The organism is Streptomyces sp. NBC_01306 (genome assembly GCF_026340465.1).
GTDB lineage: Bacteria > Actinomycetota > Actinomycetes > Streptomycetales > Streptomycetaceae > Streptomyces.
On sequence record NZ_JAPEPC010000001.1, the window covers coordinates 310,804 to 331,749 of the forward strand.

Here is a 20,946-nt window from a genome sequence, read left to right on the forward strand (position 1 = left end):
ATATTTGCACGTTGGTGTGCACGTACCAGTGGGTAATGCCCGCTGCCCCTACGCCGGATCCGGCCCGTCGAGGAACCCGAGCAGCACGGCCGCTTCCGCACGGAGCCGTTCGGCCCGGTCGGCGTGCGCGGGCGCGGTCAACTCCGCTGCGGCCCCGAGCCGTTCGACGGCCTCGGCGCGCACGATGTCCGCCATGCTCCGCTCGCTCAGCTCCCGCCTCGCCACGTCGGTGGCGCCGGCACCGGCCGGCGACCCCTCCAGGGCCGAACTGCCGGGAGCGGCGGCGTCCACCGGCACCGCCCCGGCGTTGTCCAGCGCGGCGAGCGCCGAACGCAGGGCGCTCACCGTGGCCTTCTCACGAGCGCGCATGGCTGCGGGCAGGGCTTGGCGCATACGGTTGTGCAGAGACATGCGGTGACCCTAACGCCGCCGCGCCTCGTGTCCCCAACGGAAATATCCGTAACTGGCCGGTATCCATCGGTGCCGGAGGGGTTCCGGGGTCGGAGACCGGTCCCAGCTAGACCGCGAGGCTCCGGGCGACGGTGTCGGCCGCGAGGAGCGGCAGCGGGCGGCGATCCAGGCGCCGTAGGAGTGGCCGGCCAGCGTGACGGGACCGGTGGCGTCGAGCCCGTCGATGACCGCGCCGAGCCAGCCGTCCAGGTCCCCCGTGCTGCGGATCGGCCGCCCCTCGGCCGGGACGCTGAGCCCCGGCTCGCCCACCAGGTCCACGGCGTGCACCCGGTGGGTACGGCCCAGCCCCGCGGCGACCGCCGCACGCCAGACCAGGGAGGTCGCCCCGCCGCCGGGCAGGAGCACCAGGGGCGGCGCGGCGAGAGGACCGCAGCTGTTGATGCGGGTGAGGCCGTACGGAGTGGGAAGTCCGCGGCTGTCCACCGGGAATGGCCACTGGGCAAGCGCGTCGTCGTAGGCGGCGCGGAAGTGCGGTGACGCTGTTTCGGCCGGCTTGGCGGACACGGTGGACTCCATTACCTAGTGCCACGGCAGGCAACGTTTGCCCCGTCGCGACGCCCGGCACACACTCTCGCCGCACCGGCCGAAAGCCCAAGTACGTCCAGTACAAGGGCTTCCGGCCGGCACGCCGAGAGCACGCACCGAACGCCGCTCCTTGACGGGCAAACCTTGCCTGCCGCGGCACTAGCTGGGCGACAGTCTCGTCAGTCTCATGAGTTTCGTTCAGCGAGATATTAGGGATGTCGCGGGAGCCGGACCCACTCTTCCGGGGATGAAGCCCGTGTTACGGCCGCACGAAATGAACGGCCGCCGGTCAACGGCCTCCCCGCCCGGTCAGCGCTCGCACACCGGATGCCCCTCCTGGACGTTTCCCCTGCTCAGAGCTGTGGCAGCCGCCCTCATCCGGTACCGGCGACGCCTCCCCGGGCCTCAATTCACAGAGCCCGTACGCGCATTGACGCCGCGTTCTCCGCATGGGTTACTGACGCCGGACCGGCCCGTTGATCCCCCGCCGGTCCGGCGGACACGATTCCCCGTGTGCCGCCCGTTTCACCGAGCGCGTCCCGGGCGGCGCCCGTACGGCGGAGAGAACCAGGGTGACCTGCATGGAGAGCGCACCGGAGAGGACGGCAGCCGTCAGCCGCCTTCGCTGCGCCGTGCCGCACCCCGGCTCCTGGCGTACGCAGTCCCCCGCGGTCCGTCCCTGTCCCCCGTGTACCGGCGGGCTGCCGGCCGGCGCTCCGCACTGCGGCCGCTGACGGCCCGGACGGAGTCCCGCCCGCTCCCCCAGCTCCCCCGTCTTCCCCGTACCGCCGTTCCCGGCCCGCTGCCCCGGGGCCGCCGGCTCAGCCCGGCCGTGCCGGCCCCCGCCGTCCGGCCACCTCTTGATCGCTGGAGTACCCATGCCCGAGACGTCCGCGCCCCCTGACGAGCCGGTGACCGCCGGCCCGTCGCCCGTTCCACCCGGACAGCCTCCGGCCGGTTCTGTTGCCGGACCTGACCACCCGGTGCGCGATCCGCGCCTCGCCGCCGAGCGGGTGCTGCCACTGCGCCACCCCTGGCGCTGGGTGCTGACGGCTGTGGTCCTGGTCCTGGTCGCCCAGTTCGTCCACGGGCTGGTGAGCAACCCGTTCTACCAGTGGGACCGGTTCTCGTACTGGTTCTTCCGGCCGGTGGTGCTCGAAGGACTGGTGATCACCCTGGAGGCCGCGGCGCTCAGCGCTGTGGCCGGGCTCGTCGGCGGGGTGGTCCTCGCGCTCTGCAGGCTCTCCCCCAACCCGCTGCTCAGGTCGGTCTCCTGGGTCTATATCTGGGCGCTGCGCTCCGTGCCGCTGATCGTCGTGCTGCTGTTCCTGTACAACTTCAGCGCCCTGTACCGGACGCTGAGCCTGGGCATCCCCTTCGGGCCCGCCTTCTTCCGGTTCGACGAGTCCCATCTCGCCACGGACATGGTGGTGGCCGTCGTCGGCCTGAGCCTCAACGAGGCCGCGTACGCCGCCGAAGTGGTCAGGTCCGGCATGCTCTCCGTCGACCGGGGGCAGCACGAGGCGGCATCGGCCCTCGGACTGCCGCGCTGGTTCCAGTTCCGCCGCATCGTGTTCCCGCAGGCCCTGCGGGTCATCGTGCCCACCTACGTCAACCAGTTGATCGGCCTGGTCAAGAGCACATCACTGGTCTTCTACGTATCCCTGCTCGACCTCTTCGGCACCGTCCAGAGCCTGGGCAGCACCTACCCGGGGGACGTCGTACCGCTCCTGCTCGTGGCCACCTTCTGGTACATCGTCCTGACGAGCGCGGTCTCGGCCGTGCAGTTCTCTGTGGAGCGCCACTACTCACGGGGCGCACTGCGCACCATGCCCCCCACGCCGCTGCAGAAGGTCCGGTCCGGGATCCGCAGTGCCCGTGCCCGGATCGCGATCGGAGCGGGCATATGAGTGTCAGCACCCCGAGGAGAACACCGCTGTCCGCTCTCGCCGCGGCCGCCACCGTCCTCGCTCTGACCGCCGGACTCAGCGCCTGCGGCGGCAGTGGCAGCAATGGGGCGGGCTCGCCGGACGCCGCCGCCAAGGGGTCGGTGGTCATCGGCGCGGTCTCGAACGGGGCCGCCAAGGAGACCACCCTCCATGTTCCCGAAGTGGCCGCGATCCGGTCGCAGCTGCCCAAGTCCGTCACCGCGGACGGGAAGCTGACCATCGGCCTGGGCATGCTCCCCGCCGGGTCGGCGCCGCTGGGGTACGTCGGCGACGACCAGAAGACCGTGACCGGGTCCGAGCCCGATCTCGGCCGGCTGGTCGCATCGGTCCTCGGCCTCCGGCCCGACGTGAAGAACTCGACCTGGGAGAACCTGTTCGTCGGGATCGACAGCGGGCGCACCGAGGCGGGCTTCTCCAACATCACGGACACGGAGGAGCGGAAGAAGAAGTACGACTTCGCCTGCTACCGCGAGGACAACCTCGGCTTCGAGGTGCGCAAGGACTCCAGCTGGAACTTCGACGGCACCTACGAGAGCCTCGCGGGCAGGACGGTCGCGGTAGGAGCGGGCACCAACCAGGAGAAGCTGCTGCTCGAATGGCGGGGCAAGCTGGCGGCCGAGGGCAAGAAGCTGACGGTGAAGTACTACCAGGAGAGCAACAGCACCTATCTGGCGCTCAATTCGAAGAAGATCGACGCGTACTTCGGCCCGAACCCGAGCCTCTCGTACCACATCACCCGTACCGCATCGACCCCGCAGGCGACCCGCAGCGCAGGCACGTTCTCGGGTGCCGGGGCCTCGTTGCAGGGGCTGATCTGCGCAACCGCCAAGAAGGGCAGCGGCCTCGCGAAGCCGCTGGCCGAAGCCGTCAACTACCTGATCGAGCACGGTCAGTACGCCAAGTGGCTCCGGGCGTGGAATCTCGGCAACGAGGCCGTGAAGAGCGCCGAGGTCAACCCGCCAGGCCTGCCGGTCACCACCTCCTGAGCCGGGCCGCCCCTTCCCGGAGAAAGGCGCGAGGGGCGGCCCGCGCCTCCTCCCGAACTTCTCATCGCTCACCAGGTCATCAGGAAAGGCACCCCGCGGACATGTCTCCCTCTCCCCCTTCTCCTCCCGCGCCTCCTGCACCACTGCACCTCGCCGTGGCGCTGGACGGCGCGGGCTGGCACCCCGCGTCCTGGCGCGACCCCCGGTCCCGCCCGGACGGACTCTTCACCGCCGGGTACTGGCTGGACGCCGTACAGGAAGCCGAACGAGGCCTCATCGACTTCGTGACCTTCGAGGACGCGCTGTCCCTCCAGTCCACCGATCCGGCCGGTGACGACCGGCGTACCGACCAGGTGCGCGGCCGGCTGGACGCGGTACTGACCGCCGCCGCCGTGGCGCCGCTGACCCGGCACATCGGGCTCGTACCGACCGCGGTGGTCACCCACACCGAGCCGTTCCACCTCGCGAAGGCCATCGCGACGCTGGACCACGTGAGCACGGGGCGCGCAGGCGTCCGGGTGCGGGTCTCCGCTTCGGCGCACGAGGCCGCGCACTTCGGGCGGCGGAGCCTGCCGGAGTTCCGGCCGCAGGACATCGGGCTGCCGGGGGCGCAGGAGCCGGCCCGAGAACTGTTCGGCGAGGCCGCCGACTACGTCGAGGTGCTCCGCAGGCTCTGGGACAGCTGGGAGGACGACGCCGAGATACGGGACACGGCCACCGGGCGGTTCATCGACCGCGCGAAGCTGCACTACATCGACTTCGAGGGCGACCGGTTCAGCGTCAGGGGCCCGTCCATCACGCCGCGCTCGCCGCAGGGCCAGCCGCTGGTGACCGCACTCGCCCACGAGTCCGTTCCCTACGGGCTCGTGGCGAGCTCGGCGGACGTCGGGTACGTCACCCCGCACGACGCCGCGGGCGCACGGGCCGTCACCGACGAGATCCTGGCCGCCCGGGACGCGGCCGGGCGAGGTGGGGAGACCGTCCACGTCTTCGGGGACCTGGTGGTCTTCCTGGACGAGACCGCTGCCGCCGCGAAGGCCCGCAGGCAGCGGCTCGACGAGACGGCCGGTGCCCCGCTGACCAGCGACGCTGAGGTGTTCACCGGCACCCCGGCCGAACTCGCCGGCCTCCTCATCGACTGGCAGCGCGCGGGCCTGACCGGATACCGGCTGCGCCCCGCCGTCACCGGCCACGATCTGCCCGCCATCACCCGGGGCCTGGTCCCCGAACTCCAGAGCCGGGGCGCCTTCCGCCGCGCCTACCAGGCCGGCACGCTGCGCGGGCTGCTCGGCCTGCCCCGGCCCGCCGGCCGCTACGCCCGGGTCCGGGCCGGAGGACAGTCATGAGCGACACCCAGAAGCAGATCCACCTCGCGGCCCACTTCCCCGGGGTCAACAACACCACGGTCTGGAGCGATCCGGAGGCGGGCAGCCAGATCGACTTCGCCTCCTTCAGCCATTTCACGCGCACCGCGGAGCGGGCCAGGTTCGACTTCCTGTTCCTGGCCGAAGGGCTGCGGCTGCGGGAACAGGGCGGCGAGATCTACGACCTGGACGTGGTCGGCCGCCCGGACACCTTCACGGTGCTGGCCGCGCTGGCCGCGGTGACGGACCGGATCGGGCTGGCCGGCACGATCAACTCCACCTTCAACGAACCGTACGAGGTGGCACGGCAGTTCGCGTCCCTGGACCATCTGTCGGCCGGCCGGGCCGCGTGGAATGTCGTCACCTCCTGGGACGCCTTCACCGGGGAGAACTTCCGGCGCGGTGGATTCCTCGCGGAGGCGGACCGTTACACCCGCGCCGAGCAGTTCCTCCGTACCGCCTGGGAGCTGTTCGACTCCTGGGCACCGGACGAGGTCGTGGCCGACCCGGAGAGCGGGCGGTTCCTGCGGACGCCGGACGCCGGTACGTTCGCCCACCGCGACCAGCACTTCGACATCGCGGGCCGGTTCAATGTGCCGCGCTCCCCGCAGGGCCGGCCGGTGATCTTCCAGGCGGGCGACTCCGACCAGGGACGGGAGTTCGCGGCGGCGACCGCGGACGCGATCTTCAGCAGGCACTCGGCGCCGGAGGCGGGCCGCGTCTTCTACCAGGACGTGAAGGGGCGGCTGGCCCGGCACGGACGGACACCGGACGAGCTGCTGATCCTGCCCGCTGCCACCTTCGTACTGGGTGACACCGACGCCGAGGCGGCGGAGCGCGCCCACGAGGTGCGGCGCAGCCAGGTCAGCGGGCAGACGGCGATCAAGTTCCTGGAACACGTGTGGAACCGGGACCTGTCCGGCTACGACCCCGACGGGCCGCTGCCCGACATCGACCCCGACCCGGGTGAGCACACGGTGGCGCGGGGCCGGGCGAGCGTGCGGATGGTGCGCGACCCGCTGGCCACGGCGTCCGAGTGGCGGCAGCGGGCGAAGGCGGAGGGGCTGTCCATCCGGGAGCTGGTCATCGAGACCAGCGCCCGGCAGACCTTCATCGGCTCACCCGCCACGGTCGCCGCCGCGGTGAACGCCGCCGTGCAGAGCGAGGTCTCCGACGGCTTCATCCTGGCCCCGCATCTGGTCCCCGGCGGCCTGGACGAGTTCGCCGACACGGTGGTGCCACTGCTCCAGGAGCGCGGGGTGTTCCGTACGGAGTACGAGGGGCCGACGCTCCGCGACCATCTCGGGCTGCGCACACCGGGCGTGTGAAGCAAGCTCGTTACGGAGCGGCGGCACCGTCACCGGGCGGAGGGTCAGCGCTCGTCGCTGTGGGCCACCTGCTCGCGCAGGAACGTGTGCAGGGCGATGGGCTCGCGGCCGAGCAGGGTCGCGAGTGCCGGGTCGACGGTGGCGAATTCACCGGCATGGGCGGCCGCGAAGATGCCCAGCAGCTGGTCGGCCACCTCGGCGGGGGCACCGCCGCCCGTCAACTGCTCCCGGAACACGTCGTCGGACACGGTGGTCCTCGTGATGGTGCGCCCCGTGACCTCCGCGGCTGTGCGGGCGATGTCGGCGAAGGTCAGCGCCTGCGCCGCGGTGAGCGGAGGCGTGGGCCCGTCGAAGCGGCCTTCGTCGGCCAGGATGACGGCGGCCGCCTCGGCGAGGTCGGCGTGCGTGGTCCAGCTGACAGGACCGTCCGCGGGAAGCGCGACCTGGCCGGACTCCAGTCCGTGGCCCGCCAGTTGCAGCCCGCTGGCGGCATAGAAGCCATTGCGCAGCGACGTGAACGGCACGCCGGATGCGCGCAGCGCCTCCTCGGTGGCGGCGTGGTCGCGGCAGGCCTGGAAATGGGACGAGGCGCCGGCGCCGATCTGGCTGGTGTAGAGGATGCGGCGGGCGCCCGCCTTGACGGCCCCGTCGATCGCGGCACGGTGCTGCCGTACGGTCTCGTCGCCCATCCGGTCGACCGAAACGATCAGCACCTGGGACGCACCCTCGAAGGCATGGGCGAGGCTGTCCGGGTCGGTGAAGCTGCCGTGCCGCACCCGCACCCCTCGGTCGGCGAACGTCTGCGCCTTCTGCGGGTCGCGGACGCTCACCCCGATCCGGTCCGCCGGGACACGCTCCAGCAGGCTCTCGACAATGCGGCGTCCGAGCTTTCCGTTGGCTCCGGTAACGATGATCATGGTGAACCCCCACGCTCTGTTTCCAGTGGCCGTTTCCAGTGGAATCACTTTCAAGGTATCACCGATATTACCGAGGGAACCACCTGAGCGGTATCGTTGATACATGCCACCACCTCCGCCCACCCGGGACAGCGCCACCGCCGACGAGTCCGACACCGCGGCCTCGGACCGCGAGCAGCCCCGGCAGCGGGTCATCGAAGCCGCGGCCGACCTGCTGGCACGTGAGGGCCGCGACGCGGTCACCACCCGCGCGGTCGCCGTCGCGGCCGGCCTCCAACCACCGGCCATCTACCGGCTGTTCGGCGACAAGGCCGGGCTGCTCGACGCGGTCGCCGAGTACGGTTTCGCCTCGTTCCTGGCGACGAAAGAGGCCAGGAACCCGGACGCGGAGCCGCAGGATCCCATCGAGGGCCTGCGGGCGGGCTGGGACCTGGCGGTCGAGTTCGGCCTGGCCAATCCCGCCCTCTACACACTGATGTACAGCGAGCCCACCAGGGCCGCGTCGGCAGCCTTCAAGACCGGCATGAGGATCCTGATGGGCCGCATCCGGCGGCTCGCGGCCGACGGCTGGCTCCGTGTGGACGAGGACCTCGCGGCCATGCTCATCCACGCCACGGCACGCGGCGCGGTGCTCACCTGGCTGTCCCTGCCCGAAGACCGGCGCGACCCGGCCCTGTTGACCACGATGCGGGAGTCCATGGTCACCGCCGTCACCAACGACAAACCGGCCGTGCAGAGCGGCGGCCCGGCCGGCGCCGCCCGCGCTCTGCGCGCGGCGCTGCCCGAACAGACGACGCTCAGCGGCGCGGAGCAGCACTTGCTGAAGGAGTGGCTGGGCCGCCTCGCATCGGACGGCTGAGGCGCCACGCCACGTACACCCCGGGGCGATGAAGCAGCGTGCCCCGGGGGTCGAGGGCCGTCAGGACGCCGTGGGGCGGTCCCCTCCTGCGGGTTCGGACAACTGCGTCCCGAGGAAGTCCAGCAGGACGGCGTTGAAACGCTCGGGCTGTTCCGCGCCCGGCAGGTGCCCGGCACCGTCGATGACGCTCACCGTGGCGTACGGAACGAGCCCGCCCATCGCCTCGGCCTCGGTGACAGGTGTGTAGACGTCGTCCGCGCCGACCACGATCAGTGTGGGAACACCGGCGTCGGCGACGGCGACGAGGGTGTCGCGGTAGTCGGGGCGCTCGGCCCGGCCGCGCAGCGCGGCGGCAGCCCCACGGGGATCGGTCGTGCGCATCAGACCGAGGACGTGTGCGGCCACGTCCGGGAGTGCGGCGACGTTGTACGGGGCGAGCATCTTGTCGATGACCTCGTCCGCGTAACCGTCCATCCCCTCGGCGAGCAGCCGGTCGGCGAGGCGGTTGCGGAACGCCTTGCCCTCGCCGGTCTCGGCGGGGGCCGACGTGTCGGACAGGACGAGCGCCCGCACCCGCCCCAGGTGGCGGCGGCAGAACTCCATGGAGATCTGGCCGCCCATGGAGACACCGCCGATCACCGCACGCTCGATGCCCAGCCCGTCCAGGAGTGCCGCGATGTCGTCGGCGAAATCGGAGAGGAACACCTTGCCGGGCGTCACACTGCTCTCCCCGTAACCGCGCAGGTCGGGGGTGATCACCCGGTGCCCGGCCGCGCTGAGGGCCTGCGCCTGGGGAGCCCACAGCGTGCGGTTGAACGGGTGCCCGTGGATCAGCACGACCGGGATCCCGTCCGAGGGGCCGAGGTCGTCGTAGTGGAGCGTGGCGTCGTTCACGGTGATGCGGCTCATCGCGGGCTCCCTGGCTGCGGCCGTCGGCTGCGGTCGTCGGCGCTGCGGTCGTGGGCGGGACGTGGTCGTCCGGGGTCAGTACGTGGTCGCGGTGCTGACGTGCGGGGCGGCGGCCCTGGCTACTTCAGTTCGATCTCGACGAAGGCCAGCGGCGAGGATCCGGCGTTGACGACCTCGTGTTCGCCGCCGGCCGGGCGCGCGTAGGACTCCCCCGCCCGCAGCTGCGAGGCGGTGGTCGTACCGTCCGGCGCGATCACGCTGGTCAGACCATCCACGACCGGCACGACGACGTAGTCGTACTCGTGCACATGGCGACCGGTGCTCTGGCCCGGCTCGAAGTCCCAGCGGGTGACGCGTACCCGCTCGTCCTCGTGCTGCTGCGTCGCACAGGCGGTGGTCGTCATGGCGTCTCTCCTCGGCGTCGGCTGCCCATCGTGCTGCGGACGGGTCCGCAACATCCCAGGTGGCAGGCTAACTGCCGGACTCCACGGCGGCGGGGGCGGGGATGTCCCCGCCCCCGACCGCTACAGCACGACAGCAGCCCCGCCGTCCCCTCCCACCGGGTAGCGGCGGGTGAGGACGCGCTCCCGCAGGTGCTCCACGTAGAGCGCGACTTTGATCTCCAGCGGGAAGTCCGGGGGCCAGACCCGGCGGGTGTAGTGGAAGCGGAGGCCGCGGTAGGAGAAGGCCGTTTCGGCGTGGACCTCCTCGCCCTGCTCCACCAGGGCGAAGCGATCGAGGTGCCCGCCGACCAGGCCGGCGGTGCTTCCCTGCACGAAGAGTTCGGCGATTCCCTCGTGCGCGAGGACGCGGAAACGCTCCACGTACACGTCCCGCGTCTCCTCGACCTCCATGGCTCCCGCCCTCACTCGGCGCAGTTGTGGACGGCGCTCGTACTCGATCCGATGACGATATCGCCGAGGCCCCCTGCGACCACGAGATGAACGGCGTTGACCGTGAGCCCGTGGTCGGCCCCGGCGACCGGCGTCTGCTCGTTGATCACCAGCCGGGTCCCGCCGGGCAGGCTGATCGTGCTGTTGGGCGCGGTCGGTACGGTGACGGTCGCGCCGCCGATCGTGAGCGCCGTCAGTGTGGCGCTGCCCGTCGCGCCGTCGCAGCGGGCGGTCGCCCTGGCGGTCAGCCCGGAGATACCGATCACGGGGACTCCGGGGAGGCCGATCGAGGCCGATTCGACACGCGTGGTGGCAGTGGCCGTGCCCGGGTCGAGGGTCGTCGTCACTCCGGAGCAGAGCGCATGTACGTCGAGGACGACCGCAGACACGGCGGCCGTGCAGGGCGGTGTCACAGTGGTCGCGCCCGCTGTCCTGACCTTACCGGTGTCAGGCTGAGCAGGCAGGCCGACCGGCGGCAGGAGCGGCAGGTGCAGCTGGGCCGACAGGCCGAAGGCACGGCCGGTGTAGTACTGGAGGAGCAGGGACGCGTCGGCGCTCGACTTCAGATAGTTGGCGTCTCCGGCGAACGCCGCGTGCAGCGGCACGGTCGCCGCGTCGTTGAGCGGCTGGCCGGTCACGCTGATGGTGCACCGCGCGGCCCCTGCGCTGTCCGTGGTGGCGTCGCAGGACTGCGCGGTGGCCCCCGTACCGAGGGCGAAGTGCACCGACCTGCCGGTGACCGGTGCGCCGAGGTAGTCGTCGAGCTCGCCCGAGAGCCGGACGTCCTTGCCGTTGGCGATACGGGCGGGCCCGGTGTACTTGAGCGTCGTCGGCGACTGGACCGCCACCGTGGCGGCGGCCGATGACGCCTCGTAGCCGGAGTCGCCCGCGAAGCTCACCGCGACCGGGACCGAAGTCGGTGGCTGGCGCAGGGAGTTGATGGCGCAGCGGGCGCCGCCCGTCGTACTCGTGGTGCCGTCGCAGGACTGCGCGGCGTCACCCGAGCCGATACGGAAGTGAACGGTCCGGCCGGTGACGGGGCTGCCCGCGTAGTCGGAGAGCGTGGCGGACAGCTCCAGCGGGCTGCCGTTGATGCCATGCGCGGGTCCGGTGTACGAGAGCTTCGTCGGCGAGGTGGGCACCACCGTGGAGGAGGTCGACGAGGCCTTGAATCCGTCGTCGCCCGCGAAACTCACCGCCACCGCCACCGACCCGGTGGGCTGGTGCAGTTGGCTGATGGCGCAGCGGGCCGTTCCCGCCGCACCGGTCGTGCCGTCGCAGGACTGCGTGGCGTCACCCGCCCCGACCCGGAAGTGCAGGGTCTTGCCCGCGACAGGGACCCCGAAATTGTCGACGAGGGAGGCGGAGAGCGTCAGCGGGCTGCCGTTGGTGCCGTGCCGGGGCCCGGTGTACGTGAGGGTGGTCGGGGCGGCCGGTGGGGGTGGGGTCCCGCCGCACTTGAGCCGGGGGCCGTCGCCCGAGGGCGCGATGCACGGCAGCGTGTAGTAGGCGGTGATGATGCCGAAGGCGTACGCGTCACCGGAGCGGGGGTCGAGGACCGGGCTGTACACGACGAAGAGGTTGGTCTCCGGGTTCAGGCAGCGCACCCGGGCGTCGGCTCCGGGCGTGCAGTTCACCGGGCTGCCGATGGTGTCCTGGATGTCCGTGGCGGGCGGGACCGCGCCGTGACCGCCGTCGGACGCCTCGATGTGCACCCGGCCGAAGCCGTCGAGCGGCGGCGGATCGGACGGCTCGTTGTAGTCCTCCTGGCCGGTGCGGAGCGGCACGTCGTGACCGTACTGGTCGTAGAAGAGCTTCTCGACCTTCCAGTTGATCGGGTTCGGGTTGGTCGTTGCGGCGTAGGCCGTACTCGCGGCCACGCCCACGCCGAGCAGTCCGGCGACGAGACAGAGAAGGGCCGCGAAGATTTTCCCGCGCAGCCATGTGGTCGGACGCTTCACCCGGATCCCCCCGAGGATCGGCGGCTGCGCGGTGGACAGCGCGCAACCGTCAGTGGTTACAGAGTCAGTGGTGCACAGAGTCGGTGGCACACAGAGCTGGTGAAACACCGAGTCCGTGGTGTACATGCCAACGCGGCAGTCTAGCTACGGACGTCCGGTACTGCACAGGGGTTGCCGCACACGGCGCGGCTGCGACCCGAAGGGGGAACGGAGGGCCAGCCTCCGAGCCGCGCTCGCCATGATCAATACCCTGACCTCAGGCGCGTGATCTCGCGCCTGACGGAGAGAAAGGCGAGCGACCTCCAGTGAAATTCCCCAAGTTGCAGCGCACAGCCTGGCTCATCGCGGCGACCGCACTGCTGACGACGCCCGGCACCGCCCCGGCCGTCGCCACCGCGACACACGGCACGGCCCCGGCGGCCGGCGCATGGCAGAAGGTGGGCAGCGACGCCCGCAGCGGTGTCAGCGGCATCGCGTTCGAGGGCCGCACCGCGCACGGAGCCGGGGTGCGCGCGCTGATCGTGCACGACAACAAGAAGACCGGGCAGCAGCGCCTGTCCCGCATCACCGACAAGGAGGGCTCGGCCGACGTCTCTCCGGTCACCTGGGACGGGCCGGAGCCCATGGACCTGGAGGCCGTCGAAGCCGTACCCGGCAAGCCGTCGGAGTATCTGGTGCTCGCCAGCCGCGGCATCGTCTATCACCTCAGGGTCAGCGGCTCCACGGCGAAGGTCCTCGACTACGCGCCGCTCCCGGCGATCGGCCAGGGCGACAACTTCGAGAGCCTTGCGCTGGTGGCCCGGCACGGACATCTCGCCGCCCTCTGGGCCGACCGCGGAGCGGGCCACCGTCCCGCCACGCTGTACACGGCGCCCCTCACCTTCGACGAGTACGGGCAGCCGCAGTTCGGCGGCGTGACCCACCGGACCTACCGGGCCGCGTACCCGGCCGGCGACGCGGTGCGGCACATCTCCGACATCTCGGTGACCGACTCCGGCCGGATCCTGGTGAGTTCGGCGTCGGACGCGGGTGACGACGGCCCCTTCGACTCCGCGGTGAGCGACGCGGGCCGGGTGACCGTGTCGGCCGCCGGCCAGGTACGGGTCACGCTCGCAGCCTCCCCTGACGTACTCGCGAGGTTCCCGCAGTACAAGATCGAGGGGGTGGAGTGCCTGCCCGGATCCTCCGACGCCCTGCTCGGCACCGACGACGAGAACCTCGGCGGATACGTGCGGACCGCTCCGCTCTGCGGGTCCTGACAACGGGCCTTCCTCAGCAGGAATGTGACGCAGAGTCAGCCATTTCACCCCAGGACGCGAGCAGCCGGTGGATAGCCTCGGCCGCCTCGGGGATCGCGGCCACGGCGCACGTCTCGTCCGTGACGTGCGCCTGGTCGGGATCGCCCGGACCGTAGATGACGACCGCACGGGCGTCCAGTTTCCCGGCCAGCACCGAGGCGTCGGTGAAGTAGGTCGCGTACTCCGGTCGCCCGTCGGCTTCCGCGGGGCGCAGGGCATCGGCGAGGTCACGGACGAGGGCGGTGGCAGGGTCGGTGGCCACTCCGTTCAGGTCGAGCACCCGCTCGATCCCGGTTCCCGGGCCGGCGAGCCGCTCGATCGCCAGGAGCGCGTCGTCGGAGCTGAACCCCGGGATGGTGCGGATATCGAGCATCAACTCGGCGTGGTCGGGGACGAGATTGGGCTGGACGCCGGCGTGGAAGGTGCCCACGTTGACGGTGGCCGCACCGTGTGTGTCGCTGCGCGGCCAGTCCTTGTGGTCGTGGATCCGGACCGCCGCCGCGGCGAGCCTGGCCAGTGCGTTGTCGCCGAGTTCGGGCCGGGACCCGTGAGCGCTGCGGCCTTCGGCGGTGAGCCGCAGCCACAGAACGCCCTTGTGCCCGAGGACGATCTTGTTAGCGGTGGGTTCGGCGACCAGCAGCACCGGACTCGGAGTCAGACCCTCCAGCCGGGCCGCCCCCTCGCAGCCGGTCTCCTCGCCGAAGGTGAGGACGAGTTGCACATCGGTGTCGGTGGGGTGGGTCGAGACCCGATGGGCCGCGGCGGCCACCATGCACGCCACGCCCGCCTTCATGTCGCTGCTGCCGCGCCCGCGGAGCCGGCCACCGTGGATGTCTCCGCTCAGCGGGTCGAAGGACCAGCCGGACGCGTCGGCGGGGACGGTGTCCAGATGCCCGGTCAGGGTGACCGGGGTGCGGCTGCCGTAGCGGGCGACGAGATTGACCCGTCCGGGCTCCGGCTCGTCGCTCCGCACGCTGAAGCCTGCGTCGGCGAGGATCGGAGCGAGAAGCGCGGCGGCGGACTTCTCATTTCCGGCCCTGGTGTCCAGTCGGACGAGCTGCTGTGTCAGGGAAACGGGGTCGAGCACGCGGGGGTCTCCTGTCAGTGCTGCGGGGGAACCGCGGAGCCGCGGATCACGAGGTGCAAGGGGAAGGACTTCGCCACCCGGGCGCCGTCCGGGGCCGCGATCCGGTTCTGGACCACTTCGAGCGCCGTACGCGCGAGGTCGGCCACCGGCTGCTGCAGAGTGGTGAGTTTGGGGCGCAGCCACTCGCCGACCCGGATGCCGTCGCAGCCGATGACGGAGAGGTCTTCCGGGATGCTCAGCCCATGCAGTTCCGCCGCGCCGAGGATGCCGACCGCGACGATGTCACTGCCCACGAAGGCCGCTGTCGGCGGTTGCGCGGCGCGCGCGAGGTAGGGAAACGTACTGGCGCCGAACTGCTCGGTGTACGGGCCGTGCAGGACGAGGTCCTCGTCGACGTCCAGTCCGGCGTGATCCATGGCGTCCCGGTAGCCGCGCAGCCGGTCACGGGTGGTGGACAGCTCCTGCGGTCCGGCGATGTGCATGATGCGCCGGTGCCCGAGCTGCACGAGATAGGACGTCGCCTGGTAGGCGCCGCTGTAGTTGTCGACGGCGATGGTGTCGACCTCGGACGGGCCGGCGACCTCCTCGTCCAGGAGGACCACGGGCAGCCCTTCGGCGATCGCCTGGGTCAGCCGGGGGTTCTGGCGGTGCATCCCGACGTAGATCAGCCCGTCGATGGCCTCGGTCGAGGCCGCGAAGTCACTGAACAGCGACTCGCGCCGGGCCTGCTGGCCGGTGATCCCGACGACGAGCCCCACTCCGCTGACGGCGGCCGCCGCGGCAACCTCTTCGGCCAGTTCCGCGAAGAAGGGGTTGATCAGGTCCGGCACGACAAGTGCGATCACCGGGCGGCCGGCGCGTGGGCCGGACGGGGCCGCGACCGGCACCTCGTACTTCAGCTCGCGTACGGCGGCATCGATCCGGGCCGCTGTCTCCGGCTGCACCTTCAGCTGCCCGCGCAAGTACCGCGAAACCGTCGAGGCCGACACCTGCGCATGTTGCGCAACGCTGGTCAACGTCATCCGAACCTCCCTCGCCTTTCCGCAGTCTAGTGCGCTGCCGGTAGGGCATTGACGGCGCATCGACCCGCTTCTATTGTTGCGCAAAACCAGCGCAACATTGCGCAAGATCATCGAAAAGGAGGTACGCGTGAGCCGCGTACTCATCGCAGGCGAGTCCTGGATCAACGCATCCACCGACTTCAAGGGCTACGACGCCTTCCCCCACGCCCAGCTGGAGGTGGGCGTCACCCCGCTGCTCCAGGCCCTGCAGCGCGCGGGCCACGAGGTCACGCATCTGCTCTCGCACGATGTGGCGACCCACTTCCCGGAGACCCTGGAGAAGCTCGCCGCCTACGACGTCGTGATCCTTTCGGACATCGGCGCCAACTCGCTGCTGCTCCACCCGCAGGTGTTCGCCCAGGGACGCCCGTTCCCCAACCGGCTCAAGCTCCTCGCGCAGTGGGTCCGGCAGGGCGGTGGCCTCGCCATGGCCGGCGGATACCTGAGCTTCCAGGGCTTCCAGGCCAAGGCCAACTACCACGCGACGCCGATCGAGGACGTCCTGCCGGTGGAGATCCTCCCGTACGACGACCGCGTGGAGTGCCCCGAAGGCGTCGGCGGCGAGCTCACCGGGGAAACGCACGAGGTCACGGCCGGGCTGGAGTCCGAGTGGCCGATCCTCCTCGGCTACCAGCGGCTCGTCGCGAAGCCGGACGCGCGTGTGCTCGCCACGATCGAATCGCGCCCGCTGCTCGCGGTCCGCGAAGAGGGCGCCGGACGCACGCTCGCCTTCGCATCGGACATCTCACCGCACTGGGCCCCCGCCGAGTTCATCGAGTGGAAGGGCTACCAGCAGCTCTTCGACCAGGCCGTCACCTGGCTCGCCGGCGCCCGGGACTGACCGCACCGTGCCGGGCCCGCCGGGCCACCGCCCGTCGGGCCGACAAGGCCGCAACGGCGATCGCCGCCGTTATGAAACAGCTCACACGCCCAGAGATTGCATCGGTCCCCTCGGACATACTGGCTCAAAGGAGAGCGAATACACGATGACAAGCCTCAACACCGCAGGACCCGAACCGGGCACCGTGCCCGCAGCACCCGCGCGGACCGCCCGCCGCACCACCACGGCAGTGCTGGTCCTGGCCACCGTGCTGGCCGGGCTGCTCAGCCCGCTGCAGTCCACCGTCAACGGCGCTCTGGGCAAGAACATCAACGACGGAAACGCCGCAGCCGTCATCTCCTTCGGGACCGGCCTGCTCCTCATGGCGGTCATCGTGTTCGCCCGCCCGGCCACCCGCCGGCAGGCGCTGAACCTTCCCCGCCTGCTCCGCGACGGCACCATTCCCTGGTGGAACTGTGTCGCCGGCCTGTGCGGCGCCGCCGTCGTGCTCTCCGAGGGCATCACCGTGGGCACCCTCGGCGTCGCCGTCTTCCAGATCGCGCTGATCTCCGGGCTCGTCATCTCGGGCGTGGTCTGCGACCGCGTCGGGGCGACGTCCACGATCAAGCAGCCGATCACGCTCCCCCGCGGTCTGGGCGCCCTGCTGGCCATCGTCGCGACGGCCGTGGCGATCTCGCCGAACTTCCAGGTGCCCGGAACCATCGCGCTCGCGGTCCTGCCGTTCGCCGCCGGGCTGCTCGCCGGCTGGCAGCCCGCCGGGAACTCGGCCGTGGCTCAGGGCAGCGGATCCATGCTGGTCTCCATCGGCCTCAACTTCCTCGTCGGATTCGTCGTCCTCGGGATCGGCCTGCTGGTGCGCGCCTCCACCGGCTCGGTGAGCTTCACGCTCCCCGGCACCTGGTGGATGTACACGGGCGGTGTGCTCGGCCTGCTCTCCATCGCCTTCATGGCACTGCTCGTGCGGGGTCTCGGCCTGCTCCTGCTCGGACTCGCCTCGATCGCGGGCCAGTTGGTCGGTTCGCTGATCCTCGATGTGATCAGCCCGTCCGTCGGCCAGCCCCTGCACGCCGTGACGGTCATAGGCACCGTGATCGCCCTGGTCGCGGCAGGTATCGGAATGATCCCCTCGCGCCGCTCCGTGACCTCGGCGGGGACATCATGACCGGGGGCACGGGCGAGCAGCCGTACGTGCAGACGGTGACCGGAGCCGTACCCGCGGCCGGACTGGGCCTCGTACTGCCTCATGAACACCTGTTCAACAACCTCTCGGGCGTGCTGGACGAACCGAGCTACCCGTTCTCCGCCGCGATCAAGGACGAACAGGTCAGCGCCTCGTCCGCGTGGGCCCTGCGGCACGACCCCTACTGCTGCTCCGACAACATCGCCGCCAAGCCGGTCGAGGACGTGCTCCGTGAGGTGGCTGCCTTCCAGGCCGTCGGCGGGCGCACGATCGTCGACGTGACCTCCAGCTCCGCCATCGGACGCGACCCGCAACGCCTCCTCGGCCTCGCGCGGCGCAGCGGCCTCAACATCATCATGGGCTGCGGCGCCTACCTGGAGAAGTTCGAGGCCGCGCGGATCCCGGCCGGCACGGTCGACAAGCAGGCGGCCGCGATCGGGGACGAGCTCACCAACGGTGTCGGGGATTCCGGCATCCGGCCGGGCGTCATCGGCGAGATCGGAGTGTCCCCCGAGTTCACCGCGGCCGAGCACGGGTCGCTTCGCGCGGCAGCTCTCGCCCAGCTCGACCACCCGTCCGTCCCGTTGATGATCCACCTGCCCGGCTGGCAACGGCGGGCACACGAGGTGCTCGACGTCGTGCTCGGCGAGATCGGTGTCGAACCGGCGAGGGTCGTCCTCGCACACATGGATCCGTCCGGTGCCGACGTCGACTACCAGCGCTCGGTGGCGGATCGCGGCGTATGGCTCGAATTCGACATGATCGGTATGGACGTCACGTTCCCCAAGGAGGGCGAGTCGCCCGCGTCCACCGCCACCGCGGACGCAGTCGCCAGCCACATCGACGACGGCCACGCCGGGCGACTCCTGCTCAGCCACGATCTCTTCCTCAAGCAGATGTGGACCCAGCACGGCGGCAACGGCTTCATCTATGTGCCCACCGTCTTCGCTGAAATGCTCGTGGCACGGGGAATCGACCGCGCTCTGGTCGACACCCTCACCCGGCAGAACCCCGCTCGTATGCTCACCGGACTGTTCGCCTGACCCAGTTGCTCGATCACGTCCGCACGTGGGGGGCCGGGATCACCAGCCCTGAGGCATGGCTTACCTTACTTGTATGACTTGGGCTGACGCGTTCCCCAACCTGCTGATCGGGTTGCGCGAGGGACTTGAGGCGGGACTGGTGGTCAGCATCCTGCTGGCCGCGCTGCGCCGTACCGCGGGCGAGGGCCGCCGTGCGTCCACCGCGCCCGTGTGGCTGGGTGTGGTCGGGGCGGTGGCCGTCGCGGCGAGCTTCGCGACGGTGCTGACGTTCTCCACCGATGTGCTCTCCAGCCGCGGCCAGGAGATGGTGGGCGGCCTGCTCAGTGTCCTGGCGGTGTTCCTGGTGACCTGGATGGTCTTCTGGATGCGGAAGACCGCCGCGAGCCTGTCGGGCGAGCTGCGCTCCAAGGTGGCGGCTGCCTCGCAGGTGGGGGCGGGCGCACTCGCCGCCACGGCCTTCCTCGCCGTGGGCAGGGAGGGCCTGGAGACCACTCTGTTCCTGTGGACGGCTGCCCGGGCCTCGGGCGAGACAGTGTCCCCGCTCGTCGGAGCCGGTCTCGGGCTGGCGCTCGCCTGCCTGGTGTGCTGGCTGCTGTTCCGCCGGGCGATCCGCATCAACCTGGGTGTGTTCTTCTCCCGTACGGCCCTCGCGCTGCTCGTGATCACCGCAGGCGTGCTGGCGTACGGACTCGGCGAGCTGCAGAACGCCGGCCTGCTCCCCGGCCGCACCTGGCTGGCGTTCGACGTCAGCGGGACCATCCCCACCAGCTCGTGGTGGGTCACTCTCATCACCGGGGTGACCGAGCTCACCACGCGGATGACCGTGCTCCAGGTCGTCGCGTGGGCCGTGTACCTGGGTGTCGCCGTCACGCTGTTCGTCAGGGCCGCGCGTTCGCCCGCCACCGCCGGCTCCGCCCCGGCGACGAACTCCTCTCCTGCGGCTGCGGGGCAGCCGGCTCCGGCGGGTGCTCCGGCCCCGCAGGCACAGACCGTCCCCGCGGACGGCCCCTCCGCCCCGCAGGACCGCGCCGGCTTCCTGAGCCGCCGCAACCCCTGGGCGGTCGGCACCGTGATCGTGGTGGTGCCCGCTCTCCTGGCGGCGGGCGCCGTGGTGTTGCTGCCCTCGGGCGGCAGCACAGCGGCCGGCACCCGGGTCACCGTGTCGTCGTCGGGCTGCGCGACCGGGTGGTCCAGCGCGCACAGCGGCGCGCAGACCTTCCAGGTGGTCAACCGGTCCGGGCGGGCAGGCGAGATCAACCTGGACAACGCCTCGGGGGCCATCGTCGCCGAGATCGAGACGCTGGGTCCTGCCACCACCGGCACGATGAGCGCCACACTCGGCGCCGGTCAGTACACCTTCAAATGTCTGATGTCGGGCCATGGGACCACGAGTTCACAGACCGTGAGCATAGGGGCCGGATCGGGCTCCGGAGGCAAGGCCCCGGTCGCTGTCAAGCGGGTGTCGCTCGCCGACCTCAAGCCTGCGACGGTTCAGTACCGCGCCTATGTCGCGCCCAAGCTGACCACCCTCGCCGGACAGGTCGCGACGGTCCGCACCGACATCGCCCACCACCACCTGGACACCGCGCGCAAGGACTGGCTGCCCGCCCAGCTCACCTGGGACGAGGTCGGCGCAGCCTACGGGAGCTTCGGGGACCTCGGAGACGCCATCGACGGACTGCCGCAAGGTCTGCCCGGAGGCGTCCACGACAAGGACTTCACCGGCCTGCACCGCCTGGAATACGGCTTGTGGCACAAGGCCGGTACCGGCGAACTCCTGCCCGTCGCCGACCGGCTGAAGATAGACGTAGCGACTCTGCGCAAGAAACTTCCCCAGGTCACCGTCGACCCGACCGACCTCCCCCTGCGCTCCCACGAGATCCTTGAGGACGCCCTGCGGGACCGTCTGACCGGCGCGGCCGACCAGGGCTCCGGCGACATGTACGCGGAGACCGAGGCCGACATCAAGGGGACGCGGGTGGTCCTGGACGAGCTGGCACCGCTCGTCAAGCCCCGTTCGCCCAAGCTTCTGCCGACCGCCGCCGCACAGCTCGACTCGCTGGAATCGGCGCTGCGGGCGACCCGCACGCACGGCGGCTGGCAGCCTTTCCCGGACGTTCCGCTGGCCGAGCGCCAGCAGGTCGATGCCCGTATCGGCAGCGTGCTGGAGACCCTCGCCTCGGTCCCCGACCTCCTTGAGGTGCCCATCTCCCGCTGATGCGCGCGTCCGCCGTTCGATGTGCGCGTCCGCGCCGGACGACACCGGACCGAAAT

19 protein-coding genes are annotated in these 20,946 nt (G+C 71.0%); 10 read left to right on the plus strand and 9 right to left on the minus strand.

Annotated features, from left to right (window positions below):
• Positions 1-48: 48 nt before the first annotated feature.
• On the minus strand, positions 49-369 hold the full coding sequence (locus OG385_RS01275; RefSeq protein ID WP_266860545.1) for a hypothetical protein: 321 nt from the start codon (positions 367-369) through the stop codon (positions 49-51).
• Between the two features lie 51 nt (positions 370-420).
• A complete protein-coding gene (locus tag OG385_RS01280; protein ID WP_266851027.1) occupies positions 421-975 on the minus strand; it encodes an alpha/beta fold hydrolase in 555 nt (184 codons plus the stop codon).
• Positions 976-1,874: 899 nt separating this feature from the next.
• On the opposite strand from OG385_RS01280, the gene OG385_RS01285 reads away from it, so the two are divergent.
• The 4 genes from OG385_RS01285 to OG385_RS01300 all read left to right on the plus strand — a co-directional run bounded on the left by OG385_RS01285 (position 1,875) and on the right by OG385_RS01300 (position 6,623).
• Positions 1,875-2,906, plus strand: a complete 1,032-nt coding sequence (locus OG385_RS01285) for an amino acid ABC transporter permease (protein WP_266851028.1) — start codon at positions 1,875-1,877, stop codon at positions 2,904-2,906.
• Positions 2,903-3,931, plus strand: a complete 1,029-nt coding sequence (locus OG385_RS01290) for a transporter substrate-binding domain-containing protein (RefSeq protein WP_266851029.1) — start codon at positions 2,903-2,905, stop codon at positions 3,929-3,931. Before OG385_RS01285 ends, OG385_RS01290 begins: the two co-directional genes overlap by 4 nt.
• A 101-nt stretch (positions 3,932-4,032) precedes the next feature.
• Positions 4,033-5,277, plus strand: a complete 1,245-nt coding sequence (locus OG385_RS01295; protein ID WP_266851030.1) for an LLM class flavin-dependent oxidoreductase — start codon at positions 4,033-4,035, stop codon at positions 5,275-5,277.
• Complete coding sequence (locus OG385_RS01300; protein WP_266851031.1) at positions 5,274-6,623, plus strand: NtaA/DmoA family FMN-dependent monooxygenase; 1,350 nt, start codon at positions 5,274-5,276, stop codon at positions 6,621-6,623. The genes OG385_RS01295 and OG385_RS01300 overlap by 4 nt, the downstream gene beginning before the upstream one ends.
• 44 nt (positions 6,624-6,667) lie before the next feature.
• Here OG385_RS01300 and OG385_RS01305 read toward each other — a convergent pair whose 3' ends face one another.
• A complete protein-coding gene (locus OG385_RS01305; protein ID WP_266851033.1) occupies positions 6,668-7,540 on the minus strand; it encodes an SDR family oxidoreductase in 873 nt (290 codons plus the stop codon).
• Positions 7,541-7,643: 103 nt separating this feature from the next.
• On the opposite strand from OG385_RS01305, the gene OG385_RS01310 reads away from it, so the two are divergent.
• The gene (locus OG385_RS01310; protein WP_266851035.1) at positions 7,644-8,399 is read left to right on the plus strand and encodes a TetR/AcrR family transcriptional regulator; all 756 of its coding nucleotides are present in this window, start codon (positions 7,644-7,646) and stop codon (positions 8,397-8,399) included.
• A gap of 60 nt (positions 8,400-8,459) precedes the next feature.
• Here OG385_RS01310 and OG385_RS01315 read toward each other — a convergent pair whose 3' ends face one another.
• The 4 genes from OG385_RS01315 to OG385_RS01330 form a co-directional block, all read right to left on the minus strand.
• Positions 8,460-9,308 carry an alpha/beta fold hydrolase gene (locus tag OG385_RS01315; protein WP_266851037.1) on the minus strand — a complete coding sequence of 283 codons (849 nt, stop codon included), beginning with the start codon at positions 9,306-9,308 and terminating at the stop codon, positions 8,460-8,462.
• A 119-nt stretch (positions 9,309-9,427) separates the two neighbouring features.
• Positions 9,428-9,712 (minus strand): cupin domain-containing protein, encoded by a 285-nt coding sequence (locus OG385_RS01320; RefSeq protein WP_266851038.1) that lies wholly within the window; start codon positions 9,710-9,712, stop codon positions 9,428-9,430.
• Between the two features lie 120 nt (positions 9,713-9,832).
• Positions 9,833-10,162, minus strand: a complete 330-nt coding sequence (locus OG385_RS01325; protein ID WP_266851039.1) for a hypothetical protein — start codon at positions 10,160-10,162, stop codon at positions 9,833-9,835.
• 11 nt (positions 10,163-10,173) lie between these two features.
• Positions 10,174-12,162, minus strand: coding sequence for a choice-of-anchor P family protein (locus tag OG385_RS01330; protein ID WP_266851041.1), 1,989 nt, complete (start codon positions 12,160-12,162; stop codon positions 10,174-10,176).
• 305 nt (positions 12,163-12,467) lie between these two features.
• Between OG385_RS01330 and OG385_RS01335 the strand changes: the two genes are divergently transcribed.
• Positions 12,468-13,421, plus strand: coding sequence for a hypothetical protein (locus OG385_RS01335; protein ID WP_266851043.1), 954 nt, complete (start codon positions 12,468-12,470; stop codon positions 13,419-13,421).
• A 13-nt stretch (positions 13,422-13,434) separates the two neighbouring features.
• On the opposite strand, the gene OG385_RS01340 is transcribed toward OG385_RS01335, so the two are convergent.
• Both OG385_RS01340 and OG385_RS01345 read right to left on the minus strand, forming a co-directional pair.
• Positions 13,435-14,547, minus strand: coding sequence for a M20 family metallopeptidase (locus tag OG385_RS01340; RefSeq protein WP_266851045.1), 1,113 nt, complete (start codon positions 14,545-14,547; stop codon positions 13,435-13,437).
• A 14-nt stretch (positions 14,548-14,561) separates the two neighbouring features.
• Positions 14,562-15,569, minus strand: a complete 1,008-nt coding sequence (locus tag OG385_RS01345; RefSeq protein WP_266851047.1) for a LacI family DNA-binding transcriptional regulator — start codon at positions 15,567-15,569, stop codon at positions 14,562-14,564.
• Between the two features lie 127 nt (positions 15,570-15,696).
• On the opposite strand from OG385_RS01345, the gene OG385_RS01350 reads away from it, so the two are divergent.
• The 4 genes from OG385_RS01350 to efeU all read left to right on the plus strand — a co-directional run bounded on the left by OG385_RS01350 (position 15,697) and on the right by efeU (position 20,890).
• Positions 15,697-16,449: a glutamine amidotransferase gene (locus tag OG385_RS01350; protein ID WP_266851049.1), complete on the plus strand. Its 753-nt coding sequence runs from the start codon at positions 15,697-15,699 to the stop codon at positions 16,447-16,449.
• 145 nt (positions 16,450-16,594) lie between these two features.
• On the plus strand, positions 16,595-17,611 hold the full coding sequence (locus OG385_RS01355; RefSeq protein WP_266851050.1) for a DMT family transporter: 1,017 nt from the start codon (positions 16,595-16,597) through the stop codon (positions 17,609-17,611).
• Complete coding sequence (locus OG385_RS01360; protein WP_266851051.1) at positions 17,608-18,672, plus strand: phosphotriesterase; 1,065 nt, start codon at positions 17,608-17,610, stop codon at positions 18,670-18,672. Before OG385_RS01355 ends, OG385_RS01360 begins: the two co-directional genes overlap by 4 nt.
• A gap of 73 nt (positions 18,673-18,745) precedes the next feature.
• Positions 18,746-20,890: an iron uptake transporter permease EfeU gene (gene efeU, locus OG385_RS01365; protein ID WP_266851052.1), complete on the plus strand. Its 2,145-nt coding sequence runs from the start codon at positions 18,746-18,748 to the stop codon at positions 20,888-20,890.
• Positions 20,891-20,946: the final 56 nt, after the last annotated feature.

Bases quoted from the DNA above. Each gene is read 5' to 3' on its own strand.
- OG385_RS01275 (WP_266860545.1), bottom strand. From the start codon at position 369: ATGCGCGCTCGTGAGAAGGCCACGGTGAGCGCCCTGCGTTCGGCGCTC.
- OG385_RS01285 (WP_266851028.1), top strand. From the start codon at position 1,875: ATGCCCGAGACGTCCGCGCCCCCTGACGAGCCGGTGACCGCCGGCCCG.
- OG385_RS01290 (WP_266851029.1), top strand. From the start codon at position 2,903: ATGAGTGTCAGCACCCCGAGGAGAACACCGCTGTCCGCTCTCGCCGCG.
- OG385_RS01295 (WP_266851030.1), top strand. From the start codon at position 4,033: ATGTCTCCCTCTCCCCCTTCTCCTCCCGCGCCTCCTGCACCACTGCAC.
- OG385_RS01300 (WP_266851031.1), top strand. From the start codon at position 5,274: ATGAGCGACACCCAGAAGCAGATCCACCTCGCGGCCCACTTCCCCGGG.
- OG385_RS01305 (WP_266851033.1), bottom strand. From the start codon at position 7,540: ATGATCATCGTTACCGGAGCCAACGGAAAGCTCGGACGCCGCATTGTC.
- OG385_RS01310 (WP_266851035.1), top strand. From the start codon at position 7,644: ATGCCACCACCTCCGCCCACCCGGGACAGCGCCACCGCCGACGAGTCC.
- OG385_RS01315 (WP_266851037.1), bottom strand. From the start codon at position 9,308: ATGAGCCGCATCACCGTGAACGACGCCACGCTCCACTACGACGACCTC.
- OG385_RS01320 (WP_266851038.1), bottom strand. From the start codon at position 9,712: ATGACGACCACCGCCTGTGCGACGCAGCAGCACGAGGACGAGCGGGTA.
- OG385_RS01325 (WP_266851039.1), bottom strand. From the start codon at position 10,162: ATGGAGGTCGAGGAGACGCGGGACGTGTACGTGGAGCGTTTCCGCGTC.
- OG385_RS01345 (WP_266851047.1), bottom strand. From the start codon at position 15,569: ATGACGTTGACCAGCGTTGCGCAACATGCGCAGGTGTCGGCCTCGACG.
- OG385_RS01355 (WP_266851050.1), top strand. From the start codon at position 16,595: ATGACAAGCCTCAACACCGCAGGACCCGAACCGGGCACCGTGCCCGCA.
- OG385_RS01360 (WP_266851051.1), top strand. From the start codon at position 17,608: ATGACCGGGGGCACGGGCGAGCAGCCGTACGTGCAGACGGTGACCGGA.
- efeU (WP_266851052.1), top strand. From the start codon at position 18,746: ATGACTTGGGCTGACGCGTTCCCCAACCTGCTGATCGGGTTGCGCGAG.